The sequence below is a fragment of the Streptomyces sp. NPDC059740 genome, from assembly GCF_042733155.1.
Classification (GTDB): Bacteria; Actinomycetota; Actinomycetes; order Streptomycetales; family Streptomycetaceae; genus Streptomyces.
In genome coordinates this window covers 1-22,980 of record NZ_JBHWGP010000026.1, presented here as the reverse complement: position 1 = coordinate 22,980, position 22,980 = coordinate 1, and the positions used below count along the sequence as shown (strand labels likewise).

General features: G+C 73.5%; 20 protein-coding genes and 1 tRNA gene. 11 read left to right on the top strand and 10 right to left on the bottom strand.

Annotated features, from left to right (window positions below; all coding sequences use genetic code 11):
- Nucleotides 1–8: 8 nt before the first annotated feature.
- A complete protein-coding gene (locus ACFV3R_RS24605) occupies nucleotides 9–770 on the top strand; it encodes a phosphoglyceromutase (RefSeq protein ID WP_385587074.1) in 762 nt (253 codons plus the stop codon).
- A gap of 190 nt (nucleotides 771–960) precedes the next feature.
- The gene (locus ACFV3R_RS24600) at nucleotides 961–1,317 is read left to right on the top strand and encodes a cupin domain-containing protein (RefSeq protein ID WP_385587071.1); all 357 of its coding nucleotides are present in this window, start codon (nucleotides 961–963) and stop codon (nucleotides 1,315–1,317) included.
- Between the two features lie 212 nt (nucleotides 1,318–1,529).
- Here ACFV3R_RS24600 and ACFV3R_RS24595 read toward each other — a convergent pair whose 3' ends face one another.
- The 5 genes from ACFV3R_RS24595 to phoU all read right to left on the bottom strand — a co-directional run bounded on the left by ACFV3R_RS24595 (nucleotide 1,530) and on the right by phoU (nucleotide 6,282).
- Entirely contained in the window at nucleotides 1,530–3,254 is a 1,725-nt protein-coding gene (locus ACFV3R_RS24595) for a SpoIIE family protein phosphatase (RefSeq protein WP_385587068.1), read from the bottom strand.
- Nucleotides 3,255–3,467: 213 nt separating this feature from the next.
- Nucleotides 3,468–3,836 (bottom strand): hypothetical protein, encoded by a 369-nt coding sequence (locus ACFV3R_RS24590; protein ID WP_385587065.1) that lies wholly within the window; start codon nucleotides 3,834–3,836, stop codon nucleotides 3,468–3,470.
- Between the two features lie 8 nt (nucleotides 3,837–3,844).
- Entirely contained in the window at nucleotides 3,845–4,354 is a 510-nt protein-coding gene (locus ACFV3R_RS24585) for a SigE family RNA polymerase sigma factor (protein ID WP_385587062.1), read from the bottom strand.
- 856 nt (nucleotides 4,355–5,210) lie between these two features.
- Nucleotides 5,211–5,393: a hypothetical protein gene (locus tag ACFV3R_RS24580; protein WP_385587059.1), complete on the bottom strand. Its 183-nt coding sequence runs from the start codon at nucleotides 5,391–5,393 to the stop codon at nucleotides 5,211–5,213.
- 202 nt (nucleotides 5,394–5,595) lie between these two features.
- The gene (gene phoU / locus ACFV3R_RS24575; protein WP_385587056.1) at nucleotides 5,596–6,282 is read right to left on the bottom strand and encodes a phosphate signaling complex protein PhoU; all 687 of its coding nucleotides are present in this window, start codon (nucleotides 6,280–6,282) and stop codon (nucleotides 5,596–5,598) included.
- 318 nt (nucleotides 6,283–6,600) lie between these two features.
- Here phoU and ACFV3R_RS24570 point away from each other — a divergent pair, with 318 nt between their 5' ends.
- Both ACFV3R_RS24570 and ACFV3R_RS24565 read left to right on the top strand, forming a co-directional pair.
- Entirely contained in the window at nucleotides 6,601–8,142 is a 1,542-nt protein-coding gene (locus ACFV3R_RS24570; RefSeq protein WP_385587053.1) for an ATP-binding protein, read from the top strand.
- Nucleotides 8,139–8,819: a response regulator gene (locus ACFV3R_RS24565; RefSeq protein WP_385587050.1), complete on the top strand. Its 681-nt coding sequence runs from the start codon at nucleotides 8,139–8,141 to the stop codon at nucleotides 8,817–8,819. Before ACFV3R_RS24570 ends, ACFV3R_RS24565 begins: the two co-directional genes overlap by 4 nt.
- Before the next feature lie 175 nt (nucleotides 8,820–8,994).
- Here the strand turns inward: ACFV3R_RS24565 and ACFV3R_RS24560 are convergent, their stop codons facing one another.
- The gene (locus ACFV3R_RS24560; protein ID WP_385587048.1) at nucleotides 8,995–9,630 is read right to left on the bottom strand and encodes a DUF461 domain-containing protein; all 636 of its coding nucleotides are present in this window, start codon (nucleotides 9,628–9,630) and stop codon (nucleotides 8,995–8,997) included.
- Nucleotides 9,631–10,587: 957 nt separating this feature from the next.
- Between ACFV3R_RS24560 and ACFV3R_RS24555 the strand changes: the two genes are divergently transcribed.
- The 5 genes from ACFV3R_RS24555 to rlmB all read left to right on the top strand — a co-directional run bounded on the left by ACFV3R_RS24555 (nucleotide 10,588) and on the right by rlmB (nucleotide 15,436).
- The gene (locus ACFV3R_RS24555; RefSeq protein WP_003953493.1) at nucleotides 10,588–11,070 is read left to right on the top strand and encodes a CarD family transcriptional regulator; all 483 of its coding nucleotides are present in this window, start codon (nucleotides 10,588–10,590) and stop codon (nucleotides 11,068–11,070) included.
- Nucleotides 11,071–11,442: 372 nt separating this feature from the next.
- Nucleotides 11,443–12,204, top strand: coding sequence for a 2-C-methyl-D-erythritol 4-phosphate cytidylyltransferase (gene ispD / locus ACFV3R_RS24550; protein WP_385587045.1), 762 nt, complete (start codon nucleotides 11,443–11,445; stop codon nucleotides 12,202–12,204).
- Nucleotides 12,191–12,706 (top strand): 2-C-methyl-D-erythritol 2,4-cyclodiphosphate synthase, encoded by a 516-nt coding sequence (ispF, locus tag ACFV3R_RS24545; RefSeq protein WP_385587042.1) that lies wholly within the window; start codon nucleotides 12,191–12,193, stop codon nucleotides 12,704–12,706. The genes ispD and ispF overlap by 14 nt, the downstream gene beginning before the upstream one ends.
- 160 nt (nucleotides 12,707–12,866) lie before the next feature.
- On the top strand, nucleotides 12,867–14,270 hold the full coding sequence (gene cysS, locus ACFV3R_RS24540; protein ID WP_385587039.1) for a cysteine--tRNA ligase: 1,404 nt from the start codon (nucleotides 12,867–12,869) through the stop codon (nucleotides 14,268–14,270).
- Between the two features lie 203 nt (nucleotides 14,271–14,473).
- Nucleotides 14,474–15,436, top strand: a complete 963-nt coding sequence (gene rlmB / locus ACFV3R_RS24535; RefSeq protein ID WP_385587036.1) for a 23S rRNA (guanosine(2251)-2'-O)-methyltransferase RlmB — start codon at nucleotides 14,474–14,476, stop codon at nucleotides 15,434–15,436.
- A gap of 61 nt (nucleotides 15,437–15,497) precedes the next feature.
- On the opposite strand, the gene ACFV3R_RS24530 is transcribed toward rlmB, so the two are convergent.
- Nucleotides 15,498–16,523, bottom strand: a complete 1,026-nt coding sequence (locus ACFV3R_RS24530) for an alcohol dehydrogenase catalytic domain-containing protein (RefSeq protein WP_385587033.1) — start codon at nucleotides 16,521–16,523, stop codon at nucleotides 15,498–15,500.
- Nucleotides 16,524–16,764: 241 nt separating this feature from the next.
- On the opposite strand from ACFV3R_RS24530, the gene ACFV3R_RS24525 reads away from it, so the two are divergent.
- A complete protein-coding gene (locus ACFV3R_RS24525; RefSeq protein ID WP_385587030.1) occupies nucleotides 16,765–18,564 on the top strand; it encodes a DoxX family membrane protein in 1,800 nt (599 codons plus the stop codon).
- Between the two features lie 255 nt (nucleotides 18,565–18,819).
- Here ACFV3R_RS24525 and ACFV3R_RS24520 read toward each other — a convergent pair whose 3' ends face one another.
- From ACFV3R_RS24520 to ACFV3R_RS24510, 3 genes are all read right to left on the bottom strand, one after another.
- Complete coding sequence (locus tag ACFV3R_RS24520; RefSeq protein WP_385587027.1) at nucleotides 18,820–19,566, bottom strand: NDP-sugar synthase; 747 nt, start codon at nucleotides 19,564–19,566, stop codon at nucleotides 18,820–18,822.
- A 399-nt stretch (nucleotides 19,567–19,965) separates the two neighbouring features.
- Nucleotides 19,966–20,346, bottom strand: coding sequence for a hypothetical protein (locus ACFV3R_RS24515; protein WP_385587249.1), 381 nt, complete (start codon nucleotides 20,344–20,346; stop codon nucleotides 19,966–19,968).
- A 559-nt stretch (nucleotides 20,347–20,905) separates the two neighbouring features.
- Nucleotides 20,906–22,045: an ABC transporter ATP-binding protein gene (locus ACFV3R_RS24510; protein ID WP_385587024.1), complete on the bottom strand. Its 1,140-nt coding sequence runs from the start codon at nucleotides 22,043–22,045 to the stop codon at nucleotides 20,906–20,908.
- A gap of 325 nt (nucleotides 22,046–22,370) precedes the next feature.
- On the opposite strand from ACFV3R_RS24510, the gene ACFV3R_RS24505 reads away from it, so the two are divergent.
- A tRNA-Thr gene (locus ACFV3R_RS24505) sits at nucleotides 22,371–22,443 on the top strand.
- Nucleotides 22,444–22,980: the final 537 nt, after the last annotated feature.

The following is a 22,980-nucleotide window of genomic DNA, read 5'->3' as shown; positions in this document are numbered from 1 at the left end:
TCGAAGGCATGGCCGACGCACCGTACAAGCTGATCCTCCTCCGCCACGGCGAGAGCGAGTGGAACGCGAAGAACCTGTTCACCGGCTGGGTGGACGTCAACCTCAACGAGAAGGGCGAGAAGGAGGCGCTGCGCGGCGGTGAGCTGCTGAAGGACGCCGGCCTGCTGCCCGACATCGTCCACACCTCCGTGCAGAAGCGCGCCATCCGCACCGCGCAGATCGCCCTGGAGGCCTGCGACCGGCACTGGATCCCGGTCAACCGCTCCTGGCGGCTCAACGAGCGCCACTACGGCGCCCTCCAGGGCAAGGACAAGGCGCAGACCCTCGCGGAGTTCGGCGAGGAGCAGTTCATGCTGTGGCGCCGCTCCTACGACACCCCGCCGCCGCCGCTCGAGGACGGCTCCGAGTTCTCCCAGAGCGACGACCCCCGCTACGCGATGATCCCCTCCGAGCTGCGCCCGCGCACCGAGTGCCTCAAGGACGTCGTCCAGCGCATGCTGCCGTACTGGTACGACAGCATCGTCCCCGACCTGCTGACCGGGCGCACCGTGCTGGTCGCCGCGCACGGCAACTCACTGCGCGCCCTCGTCAAGCACCTCGACGGCGTCTCCGACGCGGACATCGCGGGCCTGAACATCCCCACCGGCATCCCGCTCGCCTACGAGCTCGACGCCGACTTCCGCCCCCTCAACCCGGGCGGCACCTACCTCGACCCGGAGGCCGCCAAGGCCGCCATCGAGGCTGTGAAGAACCAGGGCAAGAAGAAGTAACGCCCCCTCGCGGTGAAAGCCCCCTGCTCGCGGTCCTCCCGCGGACAGGGGGCTTCGCGCTGCCGCCCGGCGGTGTCCGGGGCGGCTTCCCGACGCCGGGCAGGCGGCGGCCGGCAGCGGCCTGTCCGCCTTGGCGCACCTGGCGGGGACGGCGCATCCTGGAGGTGTGACGTAGTGAGGAGGCACCGTCATGTTGGAGGTCAAGACCCCCGGTACACCGGACGAGCAGCGGGAATATCCTCATGGCCACCTCGAGGCCTTCCACCTGTCAGGGCTGGACTTCGCGGTGACGACCTTCGAGCCCGGCTGGCGCTGGTCGAAGGACATCGCACCGATCGCCGGGACCGAGAGCTGCCAGTGCCACCACAACGGGATGGTGGTGCAGGGGCGGCTGCACATCCGCATGGACGACGGAGCAGAGACCGAGGTCGGTCCCGGTGACGTGTTCGTCTGCACCCCTGGACACGACGCATGGACCGTCGGTGACGAGCCGTGCGTGGCGTTCGACTTCGCCGGTCAGACGGCGAATGACTACGCGAAACCGTGAGGACGGCACGAGGCCGGCCCCGCGCGACCGGCGGCGACCGGCGGCCGGTCACCCTGCCCGGTAAGTGACTCCCCTGGCAACCTGAACCCCTGCCCGCGGCTCTGGCGCGGGCAGGGGTTCTTCCGGTGCGGGGAGCGGCCCCGCCAGGCGCACGGCACCGCGTGACCTGCCCGGTCAGCCGTCCGCGGGGGTGTGGTGGGTACCGGGCCCGGCTACGGCTCGGGGGTGCGCAGCGCGAGGACGGCGACGTCGTCGTCGTTGTCGGTGGGGCGGACCCGCTCCAGGAGGGAGTCGCTGAAGGAGTCCAGCGGACGGCGGGCGAGGGAGGCGGCGTGCTGACGCAGCCGGTTCAGCCCCTCGTCGATGGGGTGGTGCGGGGACTCCACCAGGCCGTCGGTGTACAGCAGGAGCGTGGCGCGGGGCGGCAGGACGGCGACCGCGGCGTCGGGGCGGGGCCGGGCCAGGCCCGTGCCCAGCAGCATGCCGTGGGCGTCGGTGAGGTACTGGGCCTGGCCGTCGTGGGTGACCAGCAGGGGCGGGGGATGGCCGGCGTTCGTCCAGTGCAGGCGCCACAGCCCGTTGCCGTCACGGGTGAGCCGCGCCAGGACCATGGTCGCCATGGGCACCTCGGCGATGTGCAGCACGGCGTCGTCGAGCCGGCTGACGATGGCGCCGGGCGACTCGGGCCGGGACCACGCGAAAGCACGCAGCATGTTGCGGAGCTGGGCCATCCCCGCCGCGGCGTCCAGATCGTGACCGACGACGTCACCGATGGCCAGGGCGAGGGCGCCGTCCGCGAGCGGGAAGGCGTCGTACCAGTCACCGCCGACGGAGGACGCGTCCGGAGCGGGAAGGTAGCGCGCCGCCATCTGCAGTCCGGGCACGCTGGGGAGCTGCGGCAGCAGGTGGCGTTGCATGGTCTCGGCGACCTTGCGTTGACGCTGGTACAGACGCGCGTTGTCCAGGGCCAGCCCGGTACGGCGGGTGAGGTCCTCCAGCAGCGGCAGGTCGGCGGTGGAGAAGTCGGCGCGAGAGGGCGCCGAGCGGCCCAGTGTCAGGGCGCCGAGCACCTCCCGCAGACCGCGGATCGGTGCGATGGCCGCCGAGTGCATGCCCGTCTCGGCGAACAGCCGGCGCTGCTCGACCGCGATGCCCGAATCGGGTGGGCCCTGGTAGGTGGAAGACCCGGCGAGCGAGGACGCGGCACCGCGCAGCGCCCGCGACAGCGGCATCGGGGACTCCTCGAGCACCGGTGGCATGGGGCCCTGGAGGTCCTCGCGTGCGACCAGGACGCCGTCCTCGTGGTGCACGACCAGGGCACGCCGGACCTCGTCCCGCTCCGTCAGCAGGTCGACGACCGCCCAGTCCGCCAGCCGCGGCACGGTCAGGGCCGCCAGCCGGTGCAGGGCCTCCTCCACGTCGAGTGTCGAGGTGAGCTGGGTGGTCGTGTCCGCCAGCAGGGCCAGGCGGTCGAGCTCCGACAGCGTGGTGGGTGACCCGCCCGCGTCCTCGTCCGGCTTCCCCTGTTCCTGCTCGTAGAGCAGGACGAGCGCGCCCGCACCCCCGGGAGGGAGGGCGTAGGGGGCGACCAGCCAGGACAGTTGCACGAGGGTGCCGTCCCCGCGGGCGAACCACTCCTGGCCACCGTGGCCGGTACCGCCCGTGCGCAGTGTCTCCCGCAGAGGACAGCGGGTGCGGGGAAGCCGGTGCCCGAGGCTGTCCCGGTGCAGCAGATCGTGGGCGTCCTGTCCGGTGAGCTCCTCGGCGGACCGCCGCAGCAGCGTGCGGGCAGGACCGTTGGCCGCCGCGACCACGTCGTCGGAGTCGACCACGAGGGCTGCCGCCTGCAGGTGGTCGAGGGAACCGCCGAGCAGGGCGCCGGACCGCGGGGGGTGCCCGGATCCGGGGAGAACCGTGCCGGGCTCGGCGACGTCCATGTCCCTCCTCGGCCGGCTGCACAGAACAGTCCAGGTACCCCCTGACGAGCATGCCATGCGGGGGGAAGGGGCGGAACGTCCGCGAGGTCTGCCTCCTGCGGCCCCTGCGCACCGCCCCCCCTGCCGGCCTCCCCGCAGGCGGCAGCCGGTGGAAGGCGTAGGTGGGCAGGTCGACGGTGGTGCCGTGGCCCAGGACCGCCGGCCAGTCGACGGTCAGTGCCGTCCGGCCGACGCGGCGCGGCGCTCGGCCCCCGGGACGCGGGACGGGGCGGAGGGCACAGAGGGCAGGGGCATGGGGGTGGCGGCGGAGGGAGAGGCGGGGTGGGGCCCCGGGCTGCCGGTGTGCGCCGGGGGAAGGGACGTGCGGCCGGTGCCGGGCCCGGCGCCCAGAGCGAGGGCGAGGACGACCGCGGACGCCGTGAGCGCCAGGGCACCCGCCGCCGACACCGCCGCGCGGCGGCGCCTGAGCCGCCGGCCACCCGTGACGGCCGCGTCGGCCAGGCTGGGGAACGGCGGCTCCGCTCCCGCGTCCACGACCGCTGTGAAGGCGAGGCGCAGGGCCTCTCCGTCCCGTTCGGCCATGTCCCGGCTCACCTGCCCGCCCTCTCACTCACCAGCAGTTCGACGATGCCACGCAGCCGGGCCAGTCCCCGGGCGCTCTGACTCTTGACCGTCCCCGTGCTCACCTGCAACGCGTGCGCCGTCTGCTCGACCGTCCAGTCCTCCCAGAAGCGCAGCACGAGGACCGCACGGTAGCGGGGCGGCAGTTCCCGCAGCGCCGCCTGCATCACCAGACGCAGCTCCGGGGTGTCCGGCAGGGCGGCCGGGAGGTCGGGCGGGTCACCCACCGGCTCCTCGCGCCAACCGCCTCTGCGCTGCTGGTCGATGAAGGTGCGGGTGAGGATGGTGCGGGCGTAGGCGTCCACGTTGCCGTCCCGGCGGACCCGGCCCCAGGCCGCGTACAGCTTCATCAGCGTGGTCTGGGTCAGGTCCTGCGCCTGGTGCCAGTCTCCGCAGAGCAGGTAGGCGCTGCGCCGGAGCTGCGCCTGCCGTGCTTCGGCGAACTCCCGGAACTCGCGCTCCCGGACTGCTTCCCTCACCCGCCCCGCCCTCCCAGCCCCTGCGGCCCGTGCCGGCCCCCGTACCTCCATACGGTGCTGCGCGCCGGGAGGTTGCACGTCCGGCAGCGCGGATTCCGGCTTCTCCCGCGTGCAACCCGGGTGGGCCCTGCGCCGTACTCCTCTCGCACAGGGGCTCCCGCCGAGCGGCGGCAGCCCGCAACCGCGAACAGAGGAACAGCGTTGACCAGCCACCGCAAGATCACTCAGAACCGTCGCCTGATGTACGGCCTCACCGCCGGCGCCGCCCTGGTCGCCGCCGGCATCAGCGGTATCGCCTCGGCGACCACCCCGCCCGCCGGCCACCCGGCAGTCGCGGCCCACGACGCTGCCGCCCGGCACCCGGGCACGGCCGAGGCCGCGGCTCCTCGGCGTGCGGCGACTCCGGTTCCGGTTCCGGCTGTGGGTGGGGCTCGGCGTGCGGCGACTCCGGTTCCGGTCCCGGCTGTGGGTGGGGCTCGGCGTGCGGCGACCCCGGTTCCGGTCCCGGCTGTGGGTGGGGCTCGGCGTGCGGCGACTCCGGTTCCGGTTCCGGCTGTGGGTGGGGCTCGGCGTGCGGCGACCCCGGTTCCGGTCCCGGCTGTGGGTGGGGCTCGGCGTGCGGCGACCCCGGTTCCGGTCCCGGCTCCGGCGCGTCACGCCGCTCCGGTGGCCGAGCCCGCCGCCCGGGCCGCCGCTCGGTAGGGGCCCCTGCCGTCCTGACCTCCGGCCACCCGCGTCGATACGCGACGAAGCCCTTCCCGTCGTGTTTGGCGGGAAGGGCTTCGCAGACCTGCGCACTCAGGTGTGGTGCGGCGGGACGGTGCGGTGGTGGCCGCCCGCCGCCCGGGGTGGACGGTCAGCCGCAGCCGCCGCCGCACTGGCAGGCGCTGCCGGACTGGCAGCCGCAGCTACAGCCGGAACCACAGCCGCAGGCACCGAGCAGGGGCAGGCGGCGGGGGTCGTGAGCGGTGGGGGCGGGTGTCGGTTCGGTGTCGCGAGAGGTGACCGGGGACTTCGCGGGTGCAGGCGTGGCCGGCATGATCTCCTCCTAGAGAGCCAGTCAGACTCCTCATTGGACGTTCGCCCCCTCCGGTGCGTCAACGGCGCACGGGCGTACGGACGTTGAGCCCGGTGCGCCGCCCGGCGACCCGTCCCGCCGGGACCGGCGCCCCGGACCCGGCGCACCACCCGGCGCACCCGACACCGCGAAGGCTTCGGCTCCCGGACGGCGTGGGGCGCGGTCAGGCGCCCTCGCCCGGCACCGCCTCGAGCACCGCCGCCGCCACGTCCGCGTGCTCGCCGGTCACCAGGTAGACCACGCGCTTGGCCACCGACACGGCGTGGTCGGCGAACCGCTCGTAGTAGCGGCCCAGCAGCGTCACGTCGACGGCCGTCTCGATGCCGTGCCGCCAGCGGTCGTCCATGAGGTGCTGGAAGAGCGTCCGGTGCAGCGCGTCCATGGCGTCGTCGTCCTGCTCCAGCTGGAGCGCGAGGTCGACGTCCTTGGTGATGATCACCTCGCCGGCCTTCGCCATCAGGCGCTGGGCGAGCTGCCCCATCTCCAGGATGGTGGCGTGCAGGTCCTGCGGCACCGCACTCTGCGGGAAGCGCAGCCGGGCCAGCTTCGCCACGTGCTGCGCCAGGTCCCCGGAGCGCTCCAGGTCCGCGCTCATGCGCAGCGAGGTGACGACGATCCGCAGGTCGGTGGCGACGGGCTGCTGGCGGGCCAGGAGCGCGATGGCCTTCGCCTCCAGGTCGTGCTGGAGGTCGTCGACCTTCTGGTCCGAGGCGATGACGTTCTCGGCCAGGTTGAGGTCCGCGTCGAGGATGGCCGTGGTGGCACGCCCCACCGCCGAGCCGACCAGCCGTGCCATCTCCACCAGGTCCTCACTCAGGGAGTCCAGCTCCTCGTGGTACGCGTCCCGCATGGTGTCCTTCTCTCGTTCGCGGTTCTTCCGGCACAGGCGCCGTGACGTTTCTCCCCGGACGGCCGGGCACCGGCGGCGGGGCGTACCCGAGACGAGGCGCACCCGCTCCACGGCGCTGACCTGCGGGCCTCGCCCGAAGCGGGGCCTGCCGGGCCGGAGCCCGACCCGGTCACGCCGCAACCTTCCGGCCGCCACGTGACGCTCCCTGTCCGCGTGAGTGAACCAGCGCCTACCTCAAGGTGAACTCTGGGCGACGCCTCGGCGAGGAGGGCCCTCGTCGGCTGGGGAGAGGCGAACAGTGGCGCCTAACCTGGACGCATGAACGTGAACGCGGCCCTCGCCGCAGTGGCAGCGATCGCCGGGGTCGTCACCGGCGTCATCGCCATGCTCGCGTTCCGATGGAGTGAACGGGACCAGACCAAGCCCATGCGCACCGCCCTGCACACCGAGGCCGTCCTGCCGCCCGGCGTCGACACCGTCCTGTCCGTTCTGCGCTCCTCCGCCGTCGTGCTCGACGAGTCGGACGGCGTGGTGAAGGCCAGTTCCGCCGCATACGCGCTGGGACTGGTCAGAGGCGGCAAGCTCGCGGTGGAGCCGATGCTGAAGATGGCCCGCGACACCCGCCGGGACGGCGAGATACGTCAGGTGGAACTCGACCTGCCGCGGCGCGGCACCGGACGCGGCGAGGCGCTGGCGGTCTCCGCCCGGGTGGCGCCGCTGGGCTCGCGCCTGGTCCTGCTCCTCGTCGAGGACCTGACCGAGGCCCGCCGCATCGAGGCGGTCCGGCGCGACTTCGTCGCCAACGTCAGCCACGAACTGAAGACGCCGGTCGGCGCGCTCTCCCTGCTCTCCGAGGCCGTCGTGGACGCGAGCGACGACCCCGAGGCGGTCCAGCGCTTCGCCGGTCGCATGCAGACCGAGGCCACCCGCCTGACCAACCTGGTCCAGGAACTCATCGACCTCTCGCGCGTCCAGAACGACGACCCGCTGGAGGACGCCGAGCCGGTCCGGGTGGACGAACTGGTCACCGAGGCCGTCGACCGGTGCCGCCAGCCGGCCACCACCAAGCAGATCACCATCGCCCCGGCGGGCGCCTGCGACCTGTACGTCTGGGGGAACCGCGGCCAGCTCGCCGCGGCTCTGGGCAACCTCGTCGAGAACGCCGTGAACTACTCCCCGGCCCGCACCCGGGTCGGCATAGCCGTCCGCCGCGTCCCCGGGCCCCGCGGGGGCCAGGGCATGGGCTCCGGCGCCTTCGTCGAGATCGCCGTCACCGACCAGGGCATAGGCATCTCCGAGAAGGACCGGGAACGCATCTTCGAGCGGTTCTACCGCGTCGACCCCGCCCGCTCCCGCGCCACCGGCGGCACCGGACTGGGCCTGGCCATCGTCAAGCACGTGGCGGCCTCGCACGGCGGCGAGGTCACCGTGTGGAGCGCCGAGGGCCAGGGCTCCACCTTCACCCTGCACCTCCCCGAGGCCGGCCCGCCCCGCGACCGCGACCCCGCACGGCCGACCGCGGAGCACCGCGAGGCCGGCCCGACCGGGGCCGTCGAGGACGCTTCCGAGGCCCCCGCCGACGGAACCGAAGCCTCCTCCTCCGGCCCCGAGGCCCCCTCCTCCGGCCCCGGGAGCGCACACCGGCCCACCCGCCCCGCGGGTGCCCCTCCCACCACCCGTACCGCAGACCACCAGGGCGCCGGCGCCGCTGCCGTCGCCCGACAGGACGGGCAGGACGACGAAGACCTGCCGAGCGCCCACCGGACCGGCCTGCCGGCCGGCACCCTCCACCCCGTGCCGCGCAGCGCCCCGACCGGCGCCTCGTGCACCCCCGAAACCGCCCCGGAGGTCCTTCCGTGACCCGTGTGCTCGTCGTCGAGGACGAGGAGTCCTTCAGTGACGCGCTGTCCTACATGCTGCGCAAAGAAGGGTTCGAGGTGGCTATCGCGGCCACCGGACCCGAGGGCCTCGACGAGTTCGAGCGCAACGGCGCCGACCTCGTCCTGCTCGACCTGATGCTGCCGGGCCTGCCCGGCACCGAGGTCTGCCGGCAGCTGCGGGGCCGCTCCAACGTCCCGGTGATCATGGTCACCGCCAAGGACAGTGAGATCGACAAGGTCGTGGGCCTGGAGATAGGCGCCGACGACTACGTCACCAAGCCGTTCTCCTCCCGCGAGCTGGTGGCCCGCATCCGTGCGGTGCTGCGCCGCCGCGGCGAACCGGAGGAGGTCGCCCCGCAGGCCCTGGAGGCCGGTCCGGTCCGGATGGACGTCGACCGGCACGTGGTGACCGTCGACGGCGGCAAGGTCGACCTGCCGCTCAAGGAGTTCGACCTCCTGGAGATGCTGCTGCGCAACGCCGGCCGGGTGCTCACCCGCATGCAGCTCATCGACCGGGTGTGGGGCGCCGACTACGTGGGCGACACCAAGACACTCGACGTCCACGTCAAGCGGCTGCGCGCCAAGATAGAGCCGGACCCCGGCGCCCCGCGCTACCTCGTCACCGTCCGCGGCCTCGGCTACAAGTTCGAGCCCTAGACACCACCCCCGCAGCGCGGCCGTCGCGGGCCGTTGCGCGAGGAACGCCGAGGGCGCCGCACCCCGTGGAGGGGAGCGGCGCCCTCGGCGTCCGGTGGTCACCGTTCCGGGCGGGTCCGGCTGCCGCGCGGGCGCACGGTCCCGCGGCTGCCGCACGGGCGCCCCTGCGCCCCGGTCAGGAGGCGGACGGCGACGCCGGGGAGCCCGAGGACTTGGGGGAGCCGGAGGCGCCCGGCGAAGCGCTGCCGGAGGGGGAGGAGCCGTTCGAGGCGCTCGGGGAGGGCCCGCCGGTCGGGCCGAAGTCGGCGTAGCTGCCCTTGGCCGGCACGACGAGGGCCCTCAGCTGCACCTTGCCGGCGCGGCTGAACTCGAAGGCCACGGCCTGGGAGTTGCCGTCCTGGACGGACTCACGACCGCTCTTGATGACGGCGGAGGCGTTGTTCTTGCCGCCGAGCATGACCCAGCCACCGGCCGGGACGGTGATCGAGCCGCCGCCCTTGGCGGCGCTGAGCTGCGCCTTCTCGCCGGAGCCGACGACGGTGACCGACTTCAGCGTCTCGGCGTGGGTGCCGGAGTTGAAGATCCGGGCGGTGACCGTGGCCGGCCCCTTGGCGTCCGAGGCCGCCTGGGTGACCACGGAGGCGTTCTGGATCTTGATGTCGCCGACCGAGACCGCGGCGTTGTCAGGCTTGATCTCGTTGGTCTGCGCGTCGTTGCCGGCAGCGCAGGCCGACAGCGAGAGGACCGACAGGCCGAGCACGGCGGCGACGGCGCCGCGACGGGCACCGCGGCGAAGGCTGGGGAGGCTCACGGCGGCGGCTTCTCCTTGGACGAGCTGGCGGCCGAACGGGGTGCCCGGTCGCGGGGTGGGCGGTGGGCGACGCTCACGTCCCGGCGCCGGAAACGACGCCCGCGTAAAGCCGCCCTAAGGGTTTTGCAGCGCCGCCAGGTTATCGAGCCGCCCTTCGCTCGCCGCACCCGACCCGCCCCAGCGCCGATCACCACCCGGCCACCGGGCCGCCACGCCGACCCCACCCACCGGGGACGGGCCCGCGCCGGCGGCGTGGCGGCTCTCCCGGCCGCAGCGCCCGCTGCCCCCACCGCCCCTCCCGAAGCCCATCCGCCTTCCGGTCCCGAACGGCGACCTCCGCGGCGGACGCGGGCCACGGGCACGGCGGGCCCCGGGTGCGGCGGTTCGCGGTGGTTCGCGGCGCGCCCGTCGAGCACCGGCCGACGGGTCCGTGAGTGACTGCCGCGGTGCAGGGAAATCACCTGGCCGGCGGCTGTGCGGTGGGTGGAACGGCCCACTCGCAGCGGTGCGGGAAATTCACCGCGACCGAGGGGCGTGTCACCTCCGCCACACCACTTCCCCACCTCTTGTAGATCGATTAGGTGATCGATTTCCGATATTGCGGAACACGCCGAGAGGATGTTCCCGTACACCCTCCGAACTGCACGGGAGTTCTCCCGTGAGGCCTTGCGGCACTGCCGGGGAAGGTGATGCCGAATCCCGGGAAGTCGATCACCCGGACTCCGGCAAACCGGGACGTTCACCGGTGTGCCGGGCTTCTCGAAGGGGTGTGACGGTGATGTTTCCCTCCGCGTGCACATCCCCTCCGACCTGCGGATACCCGCCCCCGAACCCGGTGCCCAGCATGACCCGACCACTGTTGTCAAGCCCTGAGATATGCTCTGACCTGCGAAAACGCCATTCAGAACGCGCCGTTCCCGTGTTAGCATGGATAGCCACGGAAGGGGTACCTGTCACATGACGTTCAAGGTTGGCGACACCGTGGTCTATCCCCATCATGGGGCCGCGCTGATCGAGGCCATCGAAACTCGCCAGATCAAAGGCGTGGACAAGACCTACTTGGTGCTGAAGGTTGCCCAGGGTGACTTGACGGTACGCGTACCCGCGGACAATGCGGAGTTCGTCGGCGTACGCGATGTAGTCGGTCAAGACGGCCTGGACCGGGTCTTCGAGGTGCTGCGTGCACCGTATGCGGAAGAGCCTACGAACTGGTCCCGCCGCTACAAGGCGAATCTCGAGAAGCTTGCTTCCGGAGACGTCATCAAGGTCGCCGAAGTAGTGCGCGACCTGTGGCGCCGGGAGCGCGAGCGCGGACTGTCCGCCGGTGAGAAGCGCATGCTCGCCAAGGCGCGGCAGATCCTCGTCAGCGAACTGGCGCTGGCGGAGAACACCAATGAAGACAAGGCCGAGGCTCTCCTCGACGAGGTGCTCGCCTCCTGACCCGGCTGTGCCGAGCCGTTCCCCTCTCCAGCGGTGACCCGCGAGGGCCGTCCGACGACGAGGACGGACGGATCGCGCACAGGACGAAACCCGCCGGTGGTGCCCGAGTGACGCCCCCACGACGTGGTCCTCTCCAGGAGGCCCGTCGGGGCGATCGCCGGGCGCCGCGGCGTCTGCGGGGACGGTCCGGGGCGCCCGAGTGAGTGGTGGGCGTACCGCGCTGTACCCACGACGATCATCCGCTTGCCCCGACGTGCCAGGCTCGGTCCGCCGGCGACCGGTTCACGGAAGGGGTCCGGTCGGGCGGCCTGTCCGGCACGTTTGAGGCCATACCCAAGACGGCTGAGGAAGCAAACCCTGAACGCGCAACAGATGTCCGCCTCGCCCCCGCGGCTCCGGACCGCGGCGGTCATCCCGGCGGCCGGAAAGGGCGTACGGCTCGGCCCGGGCGCCCCCAAGGCACTCCGCACCCTCGGCGGCATGCCGATGCTCGTCCACGCCGTACGCGCCATGGCGGCCTCCCGTGCCGTCGAGCTCGTGGTGGTCGTCGCCCCGCCCGACGGTGAGGCCGAGGTGCGGCGCATCCTCGACAGCCACCCGCTGCCCGAGGCCGCGGCGGCCGAGACCGACCTCCTCGTGGTGGCCGGCGGGAACACCCGGCAGGAGTCCGTGCGCTGCGGCCTGCGGGCCGTGCCCGAGGCGATCGAGGCGGTGCTCGTCCACGACGCCGCCCGCCCCCTGGTACCGGTCGAGACCGTCAACGCGGTCGTCGCCGCGGTGCGCGACGGGGCTCTGGCCGTGGTCCCGGCCCTGCCGCTCGCGGACACCGTCAAGGAGGTCCGCCCGGGCGCCGAGGACGAGCCGGAACCCGTGGTCGCCACGCCCGACCGGGCCCGGCTCCGCGCCGTGCAGACCCCGCAGGGCTTCGACCGCGCCACGCTCGTCAAGGCGCACCGGACGGTGGCCGTCGAAGGGGAGGGCGCCACCGACGACGCCGGCATGGTCGAGCGTCTGGGCGAGCGAGTCGTCGTGGTCCGCGGCCACGAGGAGGCCTTCAAGGTCACCCGCCCCCTCGACCTGCTGCTCGCCGAGGCCGTGCTCGCCCGCAGGAGGGTCACCGATGGCTACGTCTGAACACCTCCCGGCCCTGCCCCTGGTGGGCATCGGCACCGACGTCCACGCCTTCGAGGCGGGCCGGCCGCTGTGGTGCGCCGGGCTGCTGTGGGACGAGGCGGACAGCGGCGGGTACGGGCTGGCCGGCCACAGTGACGGCGACGTCGCCGCGCACGCCGCCTGCGACGCCCTCTTCTCGGCTGCCGGTGTCGGCGACCTCGGCACCCACTTCGGCACCGGCCGCCCCGAGTGGGCAGGCGCCTCCGGCCTCACCCTCCTCGCCGAGGCCGCCCGCATCGTGCGTGCCGCGGGCTTCACCGTCGGCAATGTCTCGGTGCAGGTCGTGGGCGTACGACCCAAGATCGGCAAGCGCCGCGAGGAGGCCTGCAAGGTCCTCTCCGAGGCGGCCGGGGCGCCCGTCGCGGTCTCCGGCACCACCTCCGACGGCCTGGGGCTGACCGGCCGCGCGGAGGGCCTGGCGGCGATCGCCACCGCGCTGGTCGTGCCCCGCCGCACGCCCTGACCCGCCGGACGCGGCGGAGCCGGCCGTACCGGTTCCGCCGCGTCGCAGCGGCGGGCTCCGGCGGATCCGTCCGGGGGTGCTCCCGCACCGGTTCCGGGAGGTACGGGCCCACCGGGGCGAAGGGCGCCGACCGCCCGCCGGGCCCCGCTACCCTTGTGGGGTGACTATTCGCCTGTACGACACCAGCGCCCGGAAGATCCGCGACTTCGCCCCGCTCGTCCCGGGCTGTGTCTCGATCTACCTCTGCGGTGCCACCGTGCAGGCGGCCCCGCACATCGGGCACATCCGCTCGGGCCTCAACTTCGACATCATGCGCCGCTGGTTCGCCTACCGCGGCTACCAGGTGACCTTCGTCCGCAACGTCACCGACATCGACGACAAGATCATCCAGAAGGCGGCCGAGCAGCACCGCCCGTGGTGGGCCATCGGCTACGAGAACGAGGTCGCCTTCAACGACGCGTACGACGTCCTCGGCTGCCTGCGTCCCACCTACGAGCCTCGCGCCACCGGCCACGTGCCGGAGATGATCGAGATGATGAGCCGGCTCATCGAGCGCGGCCACGCCTACGCCGTCGACGGCAACGTCTACTTCGACGTGAAGTCCTTCCCCGACTACCTCAGCCTCTCCGGACAGGAGCTGGAGAACCTGCGGCAGCCCTCGGGCGAGGGGGAGACGGGCAAGCGCGACCCCCGGGACTTCGCGATGTGGAAGGCCGCCAAGCCCGGGGAGCCGAGCTGGCAGACCCCCTGGGGACGCGGCCGCCCCGGCTGGCACCTGGAGTGCTCGGCCATGGCGCACAAGTACCTGGGGGAGACCTTCGACATCCACGGCGGCGGAGTCGACCTCGTCTTCCCGCACCACGAGAACGAGATCGCCCAGGCCAGGGCCTACGGCGACGAGTTCGCGCGGTACTGGGCGCACAACGCCTGGGTGACGATGAGCGGCGAGAAGATGAGCAAGTCGCTGGGCAACTCCGTGCTCGTCGCGGAGATGGTCCGGCGCTGGCGTCCCATCGTGCTCCGCTACTACCTGGGCACCCCGCACTACCGGTCGATGATCGAGTACAGCGAGGAGGCCCTGCGCGAGGCGGAGGCCGCCTTCGGCCGCATCGAGGGCTTCGCGCAGCGCGTCACCGAACTCGCCGGGGCGGTCGAGCCCGCGGCCGAGGTCCCCGCGGCCTTCGCCGAGGCCATGGACGACGACCTCGGCGTGCCGCAGGCCCTCGCCGTCGTGCACACCACGGTCCGCCAGGGCAACTCCGCCCTGACGGCCGACGACAAGGAGACGGCGGTGGCCCGGCTCTCCGAGGTCCGCGCCATGCTGGGCGTGCTCGGCCTCGACCCGCTGGACCCGTCGTGGACCAGGGGCGGCGCCGCGGGCTCCGAGCGTGGTGAGGCGCTGCACGGCGTCGTCGACTCCCTCGTCAACCTCGTTCTGGAGCAGCGGCAGTCGGCGCGCGACCGCAAGGACTACGCCACCGCCGACGCCATCCGGGACAGCCTCCAGCAGTCCGGGCTGGCCATCGAGGACACCCCCGCCGGACCGAGGTGGACGCTGTCCTGACCGGAGCGGCGGCCCGCCCGGCACCCCACCGGGCGGGCCCCGTCACGGCGGCCCGCACCGCCCCGACCGGCCGGTTCGCCCCGGGCCCCGGTCCCGGGCGACACTCGACGTCAGGGGCGCGCGTCCGGTGCCCGGACGCCCCACCCACCGTAGGAACCACCACGCGCCGACGGGCGCGCGAGCTGTGAAGAGACAGGTGACCCATGGCCGGCAACAGCCAAGGCAGCAACCGCCGCATGTCCGGCAAGAAGGGCCCGCAGGTCGGCAGCGGCGGCAACCGCCGGCGCGGCCTGGAGGGCAAGGGCCCCACTCCGCCCGCCTCCGCCCGCAAGGGGCACGTGAAGAACCGCATCGCCAACGCCAAGGCCAAGCAGGCCGCCAACCGCCGCCCGGCACCCCGGCGCGGCGGTGCCAAGGGCACCTCGGAGCTGGTCGTCGGCCGCAACCCGGTGGTCGAGGCGCTGCGTGAGGGCGTGCCCGCGACCACCCTGTACGTCCAGCAGTTCATCGACTCCGACGAGCGGGTCCGCGAGGCGCTGCGGCAGGCCACCGAGCGCGGCAACATCAACCTGCTGGAGGCCCCGCGGCCCGAGCTGGACCGCATGACGAACGGCCTCAACCACCAGGGCCTGGTCCTCCAGGTCCCGCCCTACGAGTACGCGCACCCCGAGGACCTGGTCGCCCACGCCTTCGACGAGGGTGAGGACCCGCTGGTCGTCGCCCTCGACGGGGTCACCGACCCGCGCAACCTCGGCGCCGTCGTGCGGTCGGTGTCGGCCTTCGGCGGCCACGGCGTGGTCGTGCCCGAGCGGCGCGCCGCCGGCATGACCGCCGGTGCCTGGAAGACCTCCGCGGGCACCGCCGCCCGCACCCCGGTCGCCCGCGCCACCAACCTCACCCGCGCCCTGGAGGCCTACCAGAAGGCCGGTCTCACGGTGGTCGGCCTCGCCGCCGACGGGGAGGTGGAACTCCAGGACCTTCAGGTGCTGGACGGGCCGGTGGCCATCGTGGTCGGCAGCGAGGGCAAGGGCCTCTCCCGCCTGGTCGGCGAGACCTGCGACGTGCGGGTGCGCATCCCGATGCCCGGTGGCGCCGAGTCGTTGAACGCGGGTGTCGCCGCCGGTGTCGTGCTGTGGGAGGCGGCCCGCCGCAGGTCCTCCTCCTGAAACCCGCCCCCCACGGGCGGTGAAGGCGTCTGCCGGCACCGCCCGTGGGCCCGGCGGAGTTTCAGTTCCCGGTGGTGAGCACCATCCGGAACCGGGCCTTCCCGGTGAGCATCCGCTGGTAGGCGGTGCTCGCCTCGGACAGCGGCGCCTCCTGCGTCCAGGCCCGCACCCCGCTCTGCACGGCGAACCGCATGGCGTCTTCGGTGTCGACGGCGATGCCCGAGGGGTGGGCGTAGACCCGGCGCGCGCCGGCCATCAGCTGCAGGCCGCTGATCTCCAGGACGTCGGGGGTGGCCCCCACCACGACCAGTTCACCGCGCCGGTGCAGACCGTCGACCGTCGCCGTCATGGCCGGGCCGTTGGTGACTGTCGCCAGTACCACCTTGGCGCCACCCAGCGCCTGGAGCGCCTGCGCCGGGTCCTCAGCGGTGCTGTCGACGTAGTGGCGTGCGCCCAGCTGCTGGGCCAGTTCCCGCTTCTCCTCACCCCGGGCGACCGCCACGGTGTCGAAGCCCATCGCGACGGCGTACTGCACCCCGAGGTGGCCCAGACCTCCGACGCCGAGGACCGCGACGGTGTCCCCGGGCCCGGCGGCGCTGCGGCGGAGCGCGTTGAAGACGGTGACGCCGGCGCAGGCCAGCGGGGCCGCCTCCACCGCCGTCAGCTCGTCGGGGATGCGGGCCAGGGCGACGGCCGGCACCGTCACCTGGTCGGCGTAACCGCCGGGGTAGGCGGCCCCGGGGACCTGCAACTCCGGGCAGTTCACCCCGTCGCCGGTCCGGCACGCCTCGCAGTGGCCGCAGCTGCCGCCGTACCAGCCGACGGCCACCCGGTCCCCCGGTGCGAAGCCGGCCACGCCCTCGCCCAGCGTCTCGATCCGGCCGGCGATCTCGTGCCCCGGCGTCACGGGGAACTCCACACCGGGCATCGCGCCCGAGATGATCATCGCGTCCGAGTGGCAGACGCCGCACGCCTCCACGGTGATCCGCACCTGTCCGGGACCGGGTTCCCGCTGCTCGACCCGGACCTCCCCGAGGGTCTCGTCCGGTGCCGCGACCTGGATCGCTCGGCTGGTAGGAGTGGCCATGCTGTCCTCCTGCGTGACGTCTGCCGGCAGTCCTGCGTTGTTCCGAGTGCCCCGGAGGCGGCCGGGTGCGACACCGCACGCACGTGCGCGCCCGCCCGTCCGACCGCACCACGCCCGGGGCTCGCGGGCCGGTGCCCGGCGGCGCCGCGGTCCGACACCGGCCGCCGCACAAGATCTTTGACGGGTCTCGGACAGATCGACGCGGTCAAGGCAGTGTCTTAAGCGCGGGTCACTCGGTTAGATGAGCGTGGACACAAGAACACCCCGCACACCTACGGGGGGACGCTCGTCGAGTTTCGACGACGAGCCGGTCCTGAGCTCGGTCAAGGTGCCGTGCGATCCCGCGCAGGTCATCGTCAACCACGCCAGCTTCCGGGTACGCCTCGCCGTGCCCGTGGTCAGCGGCGCACTGGCCGACACCACACGCCTCCCCGTGCTCTCGGCGGCGTCGACCGCCGGGACCGCGGCCCGCGTCGTGCCCGCGGTACGGGGCGCCACCGCGGTGACCCGGCGCCGGGCCCCGGTGCTCTGGAGCGGCGGACCGGACGGCGTGGACCCGGCCGCCGCGGACCAGCTCCGGCACGCCGTCCAGCGCACCGCCCGCGCCCTGCCGGCCGCACCGGAGAGCGGGGCCCCCGCCGGGGGCTTCGCCCTGCCGGCCGGCGCCACCCAGGTCCTGCCGCGGGTGCGAGGGGGCGGCTCCCGTTCCGAGGGGGACGCGGCGCACACCGCCCTGGCCCCCTCCGTCGTCGGGCCGCGCGACGCCGCCGACGCCGACACCCGCCTGTTGCAGGGCGTCCGTCCCACCGAGGGCGCCTACGACGACCTCTTCGTCCCCGCGCAGAGCCCTGCCGGGCCCGCGGGCGGATCCGGGGCGGACGGCGGCGGCACCGGGTGGGACGAGCCGGAGGAGGCATCCGGTGCCCCCGCGCCGGCCCGCCGCTTCGGCCGGCGCCCGGCCGGGGACTCCGTGCGCCACGCCTACTACCCCGGGCACCGGATGAACCTGGGCGTGGTGCTGCTCCCGCTCCGCGTCTTCCTGGGCTTCATCTCGATCTACGCCGGCATGGGCAAGCTCTGCGACCCGGTGTACTTCGACGGCGGCGAGCGCGGGTCGATGGTGACCTGGCTGAACTCCCTCCACCCCTGGGCGCTCGCCGCCCCGCTGCGGGACTTCGCGCTCGCGCACCCGGTCGGGGCCGGGCTGACCGTGGCCTTCCTCCAGGTCGTGGTCGGGGTGCTCACCATGTTCGGGCTGTGGCAGCGGGCCGCGGCCGTCGTCGGCGCGCTGCTGTCCACGGCGCTGCTGGTCACCGTCACCTGGCGCACCGTCCCCGCCTACGAGACGCCCGACATCATCTACCTGGCCGCCTGGAGCCCGCTGGTCATCGCGGGCGCCCCGGTCTTCAGCCTCGACGCCCGGCTCGCGGGTGAGGCGTGGCGGACCCTCGGGCCGCGGGTCGAGGTCGCGGAGCTGCGGCGCCGGGTGCTGCGGCGCGGCGGGGTGATGACGGCCGTCGTGGCCGGGCTGACGCTGCTCGTCGGGTCGCTGCTGGGCGGCGCCGTGCGGTCGGCCTCGGTGCCGACCGTGCCCGGCCCCGGCGAGCCGCCGGTCAACAACCTCCAGGGCTCCCCGCTGCCCCAGGAGAAGCGGAAGGGTTCCGCCCGCTCGCAGGACGGCGAGCGGACCGGCAAGACGCCCTCGCACCAGGGCAGCCCCGCCGCCGACCCCTCCCACCGGGCCGGCAAGTCGGCCTCCCCGGAGGCGTCCGCGCCGGGTACCGCACCCAGTTCGGGCAGCGCCACGGGCTCCCTCACCACCGGCGGCTCCGCCGGCACCACTCCGGGCAACACCACCCCCCAACGCCCGCCGACCGCTCCCCAGCAGCCGTCGGCAGGTGGCACGGGCAGCGGTGGCGGCACCTCCGGCGGCGGCGCCTCGGGCTCGGGTTCGGGCGAGGGCGACGCGGGTTCCGAGGGCGGCTCGGACGGGGGCTCCGGCGGCAGCCGGGGTGCCCTGAGCGGCCTCCTCGGCGGCTGACGCACCACCGCCCCCACCACGCCCACGTGGCCGGTACCGCACCCCGCGGCGCCGGCCACGTGGGCGTTGTGCGTCCGCGTTTCCGGGGGCGGGGCGCGGTGGGGCCCGGTGCCGCGTAGGGCTGGGGCGGCGGGGCGGGCGTACCGGGCCGTCCGGGGCCACGCGGTGGGCGCTCCGGGGGATTTCGGCCGGTGCGCGGCGGTCGTGGGCCGGTGACCGCCCCGGGGGCGGGGCGGTGCCCGGACCGTTCCGGGTTCAGCCCCGGTGGCCCGCCAGTTCCCTGGCCACCTCCGTCAGGTCCTTGGCCGTGTCGATGGCCCGCCAGTAGGCGCCGTGCGGCAGGGGGTACCCGGCGAGGTGACGGTCCCGGGCGAGGCGGGGGAAGGTGGTGCGTTCGTGGTCGCCGCGGTCGGGCAGCAGGCCGGCGAAGTCGGCGGAGAACACGTACACCCCCGCGTTGATGAGGTACGGGGAGGGCGGGGCCTCGATGAAGTCGAGGATGTGGCCGAACTCGTCGGTCTCCACCGCCCCCCAGGGGATGCGGGGACGGGCCAGCGCCAGCGTGGCCACCGCCCCGCGCTCGTGGTGGAAGTCGGCCATCTCGCGGAGGCTGAAACGGGTCCAGATGTCGCCGTTGGTGGCATACCAGGGGCAGTCGGGCCGGGGCAGCGAGGCGGCGGCGTACTTCAGCCCGCCGCCGCGGCCCAGCGGCTCCTTCTCCACGACCGTCGTCACGCGCAGCGGGAGCTCGGTGCGGGAGAGCCAGTCCGCCAGCACCTCGGCCAGGTGGCCGCAGGAGACGACGGCGTCGGTGACGCCCTCCTCGGCGAGCCAGGCCAGTTGGTGGCCGATGATGGGCGTCCTGGTGCCGGGGATCTCCACCATCGGTTTCGGCCGGTCGTCGGTGTACGGGCGCAGGCGGGTGCCCTGCCCGCCCGCCAGGACGACGGCCTGGGTCGGACGGTGGAGGGGCGAGGGCGAGGAGGGGGTGGCGCCTGTCATGCCGCGCAGCCTATGCCCGACACGGTGCGCCGGGGCCGGCACCGCGGCGTCGACGTACCGCGGACGGCGGGGACGTGCCGCGGACGGCAGAGAGTGGCAGGGCGTGGCAGGGCGTGGCAGGACGAGCGTGGAGGGCGGGCGCGGACGGCCGGGCGTGGCAGGGCGTGGCGGGGTGGGCGCGGACGGCCGGGCGTGGCAGGGCGTGGCAGGACGGGCGTGGCCGGATGGGACGGTCGGGGGCTCCGGGGGACGACATGAGGTCGCCCGTCGTACGCGCGGGCGCAGGACGGGCGACGGGGGCGGGGGCGTCCGGAGTACGGGTGCCCGGGCACCGGGGGTGCGGGCGGTACTGCGGACGGTGGGACGGGCGGGTGTGTGGTCGCTGGGTGGGATCCGGGGTCACTGCGCGGAGGCGACGCCGCCGGCGAAGGAGGTGTCGCACACCGGACGGGAGAAGGACTGCGCGCGGTGGCCGGCGCCGTACTTGGCCACGGCGGCCCGGCCGAGGGCACGCGCGATGGAGGCGCAGTAGCGGGCCAGCGAGGGGCGTTCGGTGGTGGCCTTCTGGAGGTCGGTGAGAGCCACGCCCGGGTTCTTCTCCTGGAGTTCGTCCAGGAGCCGGTTGCGCAGGACGTCCTGCGGCGCCTGCGGGCGGCTCTTGCGGGCCGCGCTGTCGGAGGACGTGGCGGCCGTGAGGACCTGCGCGTCGGAGGTCGTCGACGCCCACGGGACGCGGGCCACGGCGAGGGTGCCCGAGAGGACGAGCACCACGGGGAGCATGAAGGCGAGGGATCGGCCGATGCGGCGTGCGTAGTTCACGACGCGATGGTAGCGAGGAGTAATGATTTGGCGACATTTGGTCACCTCTTCGAGGGACAGAAAACGGCGTCGAGAAGTGCACCATGTTGACGACTGGAACCGAAAAGGGTGAAGTGTCCGGCCAACTGGTCCCCGAAGAGCCCTTGTCCCGACCCGATTTGCGGCGCAGCGCACCCCCGCCTGCCCCAAACCCCGGGTTTGGGTCGCCCGATCGTGGTGCGCACGCCTGGTCGTGGTGACGCACCCGGTCGCGGTGGCGCGCCCGACCCTGGTGACGCACCCGGTCGCGGTGGTGCGCCCGACCCTGGTGACTTGGGCGTCCGGGGCTGTCCGCGGGTGTCTGCCGGCAGTGGTCCGGCGCTGTCCGGCTGGTGTTGGTGCGGTCCGGCGTGGTCCGGCGTGGTCCGGCGTGGTGCGGTTTTCCGGGGACTCGGCGAGGTGCGGCGGGCCGCCGCTGGGACCACTGTGAGGACGCTCAGGCGTCAGTCGCTCATGCGCTCGGTGATCAGTCGCTCGGTGATCAGTCGCTCAGGCGCTCGCCGGTGGAGGTGGAGAACACGTGCGTCTCGCCGGGACGCGGCACCACGTGGAGCTGGCTGCCCTTGTCCGGCACGCTGCGGCCGCCGACGCGGACGACGAGGTCCTTCTGCTCGCCACCGACCTCGGCCGTGCCGTAGACGTAGGCGTCGGCGCCGAGTTCCTCGACGACGTTGACGGTGACGGCGAGGCCGGCGGGCTGGTCCGCGGTCTCCTTGCTCATCGACTTCGCCGCGGCCTCGCCGCCCCGCTCGACCACGTCGAAGTGCTCGGGGCGCACGCCGACGGTGACCGTGCGGTCGCCGCCGTCCGCCGCGGAGGTCAGCGCCTCGCGGTTCACCGGCACCACGCTGTTGCCGAACTTCACGCCGCCGTCGGTGATCGGCACCTCGACCAGGTTCATGGCAGGCGAACCGATGAAGCCCGCGACGAACAGGTTCGCCGGCCGGTCGTACATGTTGCGGGGGCTGTCGACCTGCTGGAGGAGGCCGCCCTTGAGCACTGCCACGCGGTCGCCCATGGTGAGCGCCTCGACCTGGTCGTGCGTGACGTAGACGGTGGTGATGCCCAGGCGCCGCTGGAGGCTGGCGATCTGCGTACGGGTCTGGACGCGGAGCTTGGCGTCGAGGTTGGACAGCGGCTCGTCCATCAGGAAGACCTGGGGCTCACGCACGATGGCCCGGCCCATCGCCACACGCTGCCGCTGACCACCGGAGAGCGCCTTGGGCTTGCGGCCCAGGTACTCGGTGAGGTCCAGGATCTTCGCCGCGTCCTCGACCTTCTTGCGGATCTCGGTCTTCGGCACGCCGGCGATCTTCAGGGCGAAGCCCATGTTGTCGGCGACGGTCATGTGCGGGTACAGCGCGTAGTTCTGGAACACCATGGCGATGTCCCGGTCCTTGGGGGGCAGGTGGGTGACGTCGCGGTCGCCGATGCGGATGGCGCCGTCGTTGACGTCCTCCAGGCCGGCGAGCATGCGCAGCGAGGTCGACTTGCCGCAGCCGGAGGGGCCGACCAGAACGAGGAACTCGCCGTCCTCGATAGCTATGTCGAGCTTGTCGACGGCGGGCTTGTCGCCACCCGGGTAGATGCGGGTTGCCTGGTCATAGGTGACCGATGCCATGGCGGTATGTCCCTTCACCGGCAGGAACGTGCCGGACGATCCGAGTAAAGGTGCTGTGGACGCGCACTGACCTGCCCGCGCGGTCCGGCCCACTGCGTGGGCTGGCGTGGACGCTACCCCTGCACCCCGGCCGGTGTCAGTACTCCGGAGGTCACGAGTTCGACTCCTGCTCACCGGCCGGCCGCCCACCCCTCGCCCGCCCGCCACCCGCGCCACAGGCCCGCGGGGCAGCCGGCCGATCGTGGTGGAACACCGGAAGCCGCACTGTGTACCCTGGGTCCACCTGCCCGTACGCACGGCCCCGCCACCCGTACGGACACGCCTCGCCGACTTAGCTCAGCTGGTAGAGCACCGCTCTTGTAAAGCGAAGGTCGTCGGTTCGAACCCGACAGTCGGCTCAGCTGCTGAACAGCGTGAACGCCCCTGTGATCATGAGTCACAGGGGCGTTCACGGTAGTGGCTGACGGCAACACCTTCCGGGCGCCCCCTCTCGACGCTTCAGCCACCGGCTCTCGACGCTTCAGCCACCGGTCCAGTGCCCCGCGGCCTCCTGCCCCCCCTGAGGACCAGTTGTTGCCGGGCGTACGGGCCCGAGACCCGGCGCCGCTGGAGGCCGAGCTGTCACGGAGCAGACGGGGTCGTGGGTGCTGGCCCTGCTGCCGGAGGGTTGGGCGGCCGGCTTCCCTGGCGCCCCGGAAGAAGTCCTCATGGAGCCTGGCGCCGTGCCGGCATTGAGGGGCTGACGTCTACCGGCACAGGTCTGCCCTGCCACGTCGTTCTTTCGACGGAAGAGCTGCCGTTGGTGGTTGGTGGTGGGTGGCGGGTGGGCGAGCAGGGCCTTTGAGTTCCGGATATGACGGCTTGTCGACTTCTGTCGGAGGCGACCCTGGACGCAGAACAGGCATGGCCGCTGGTGATCATGTGGGTGTCGAGTC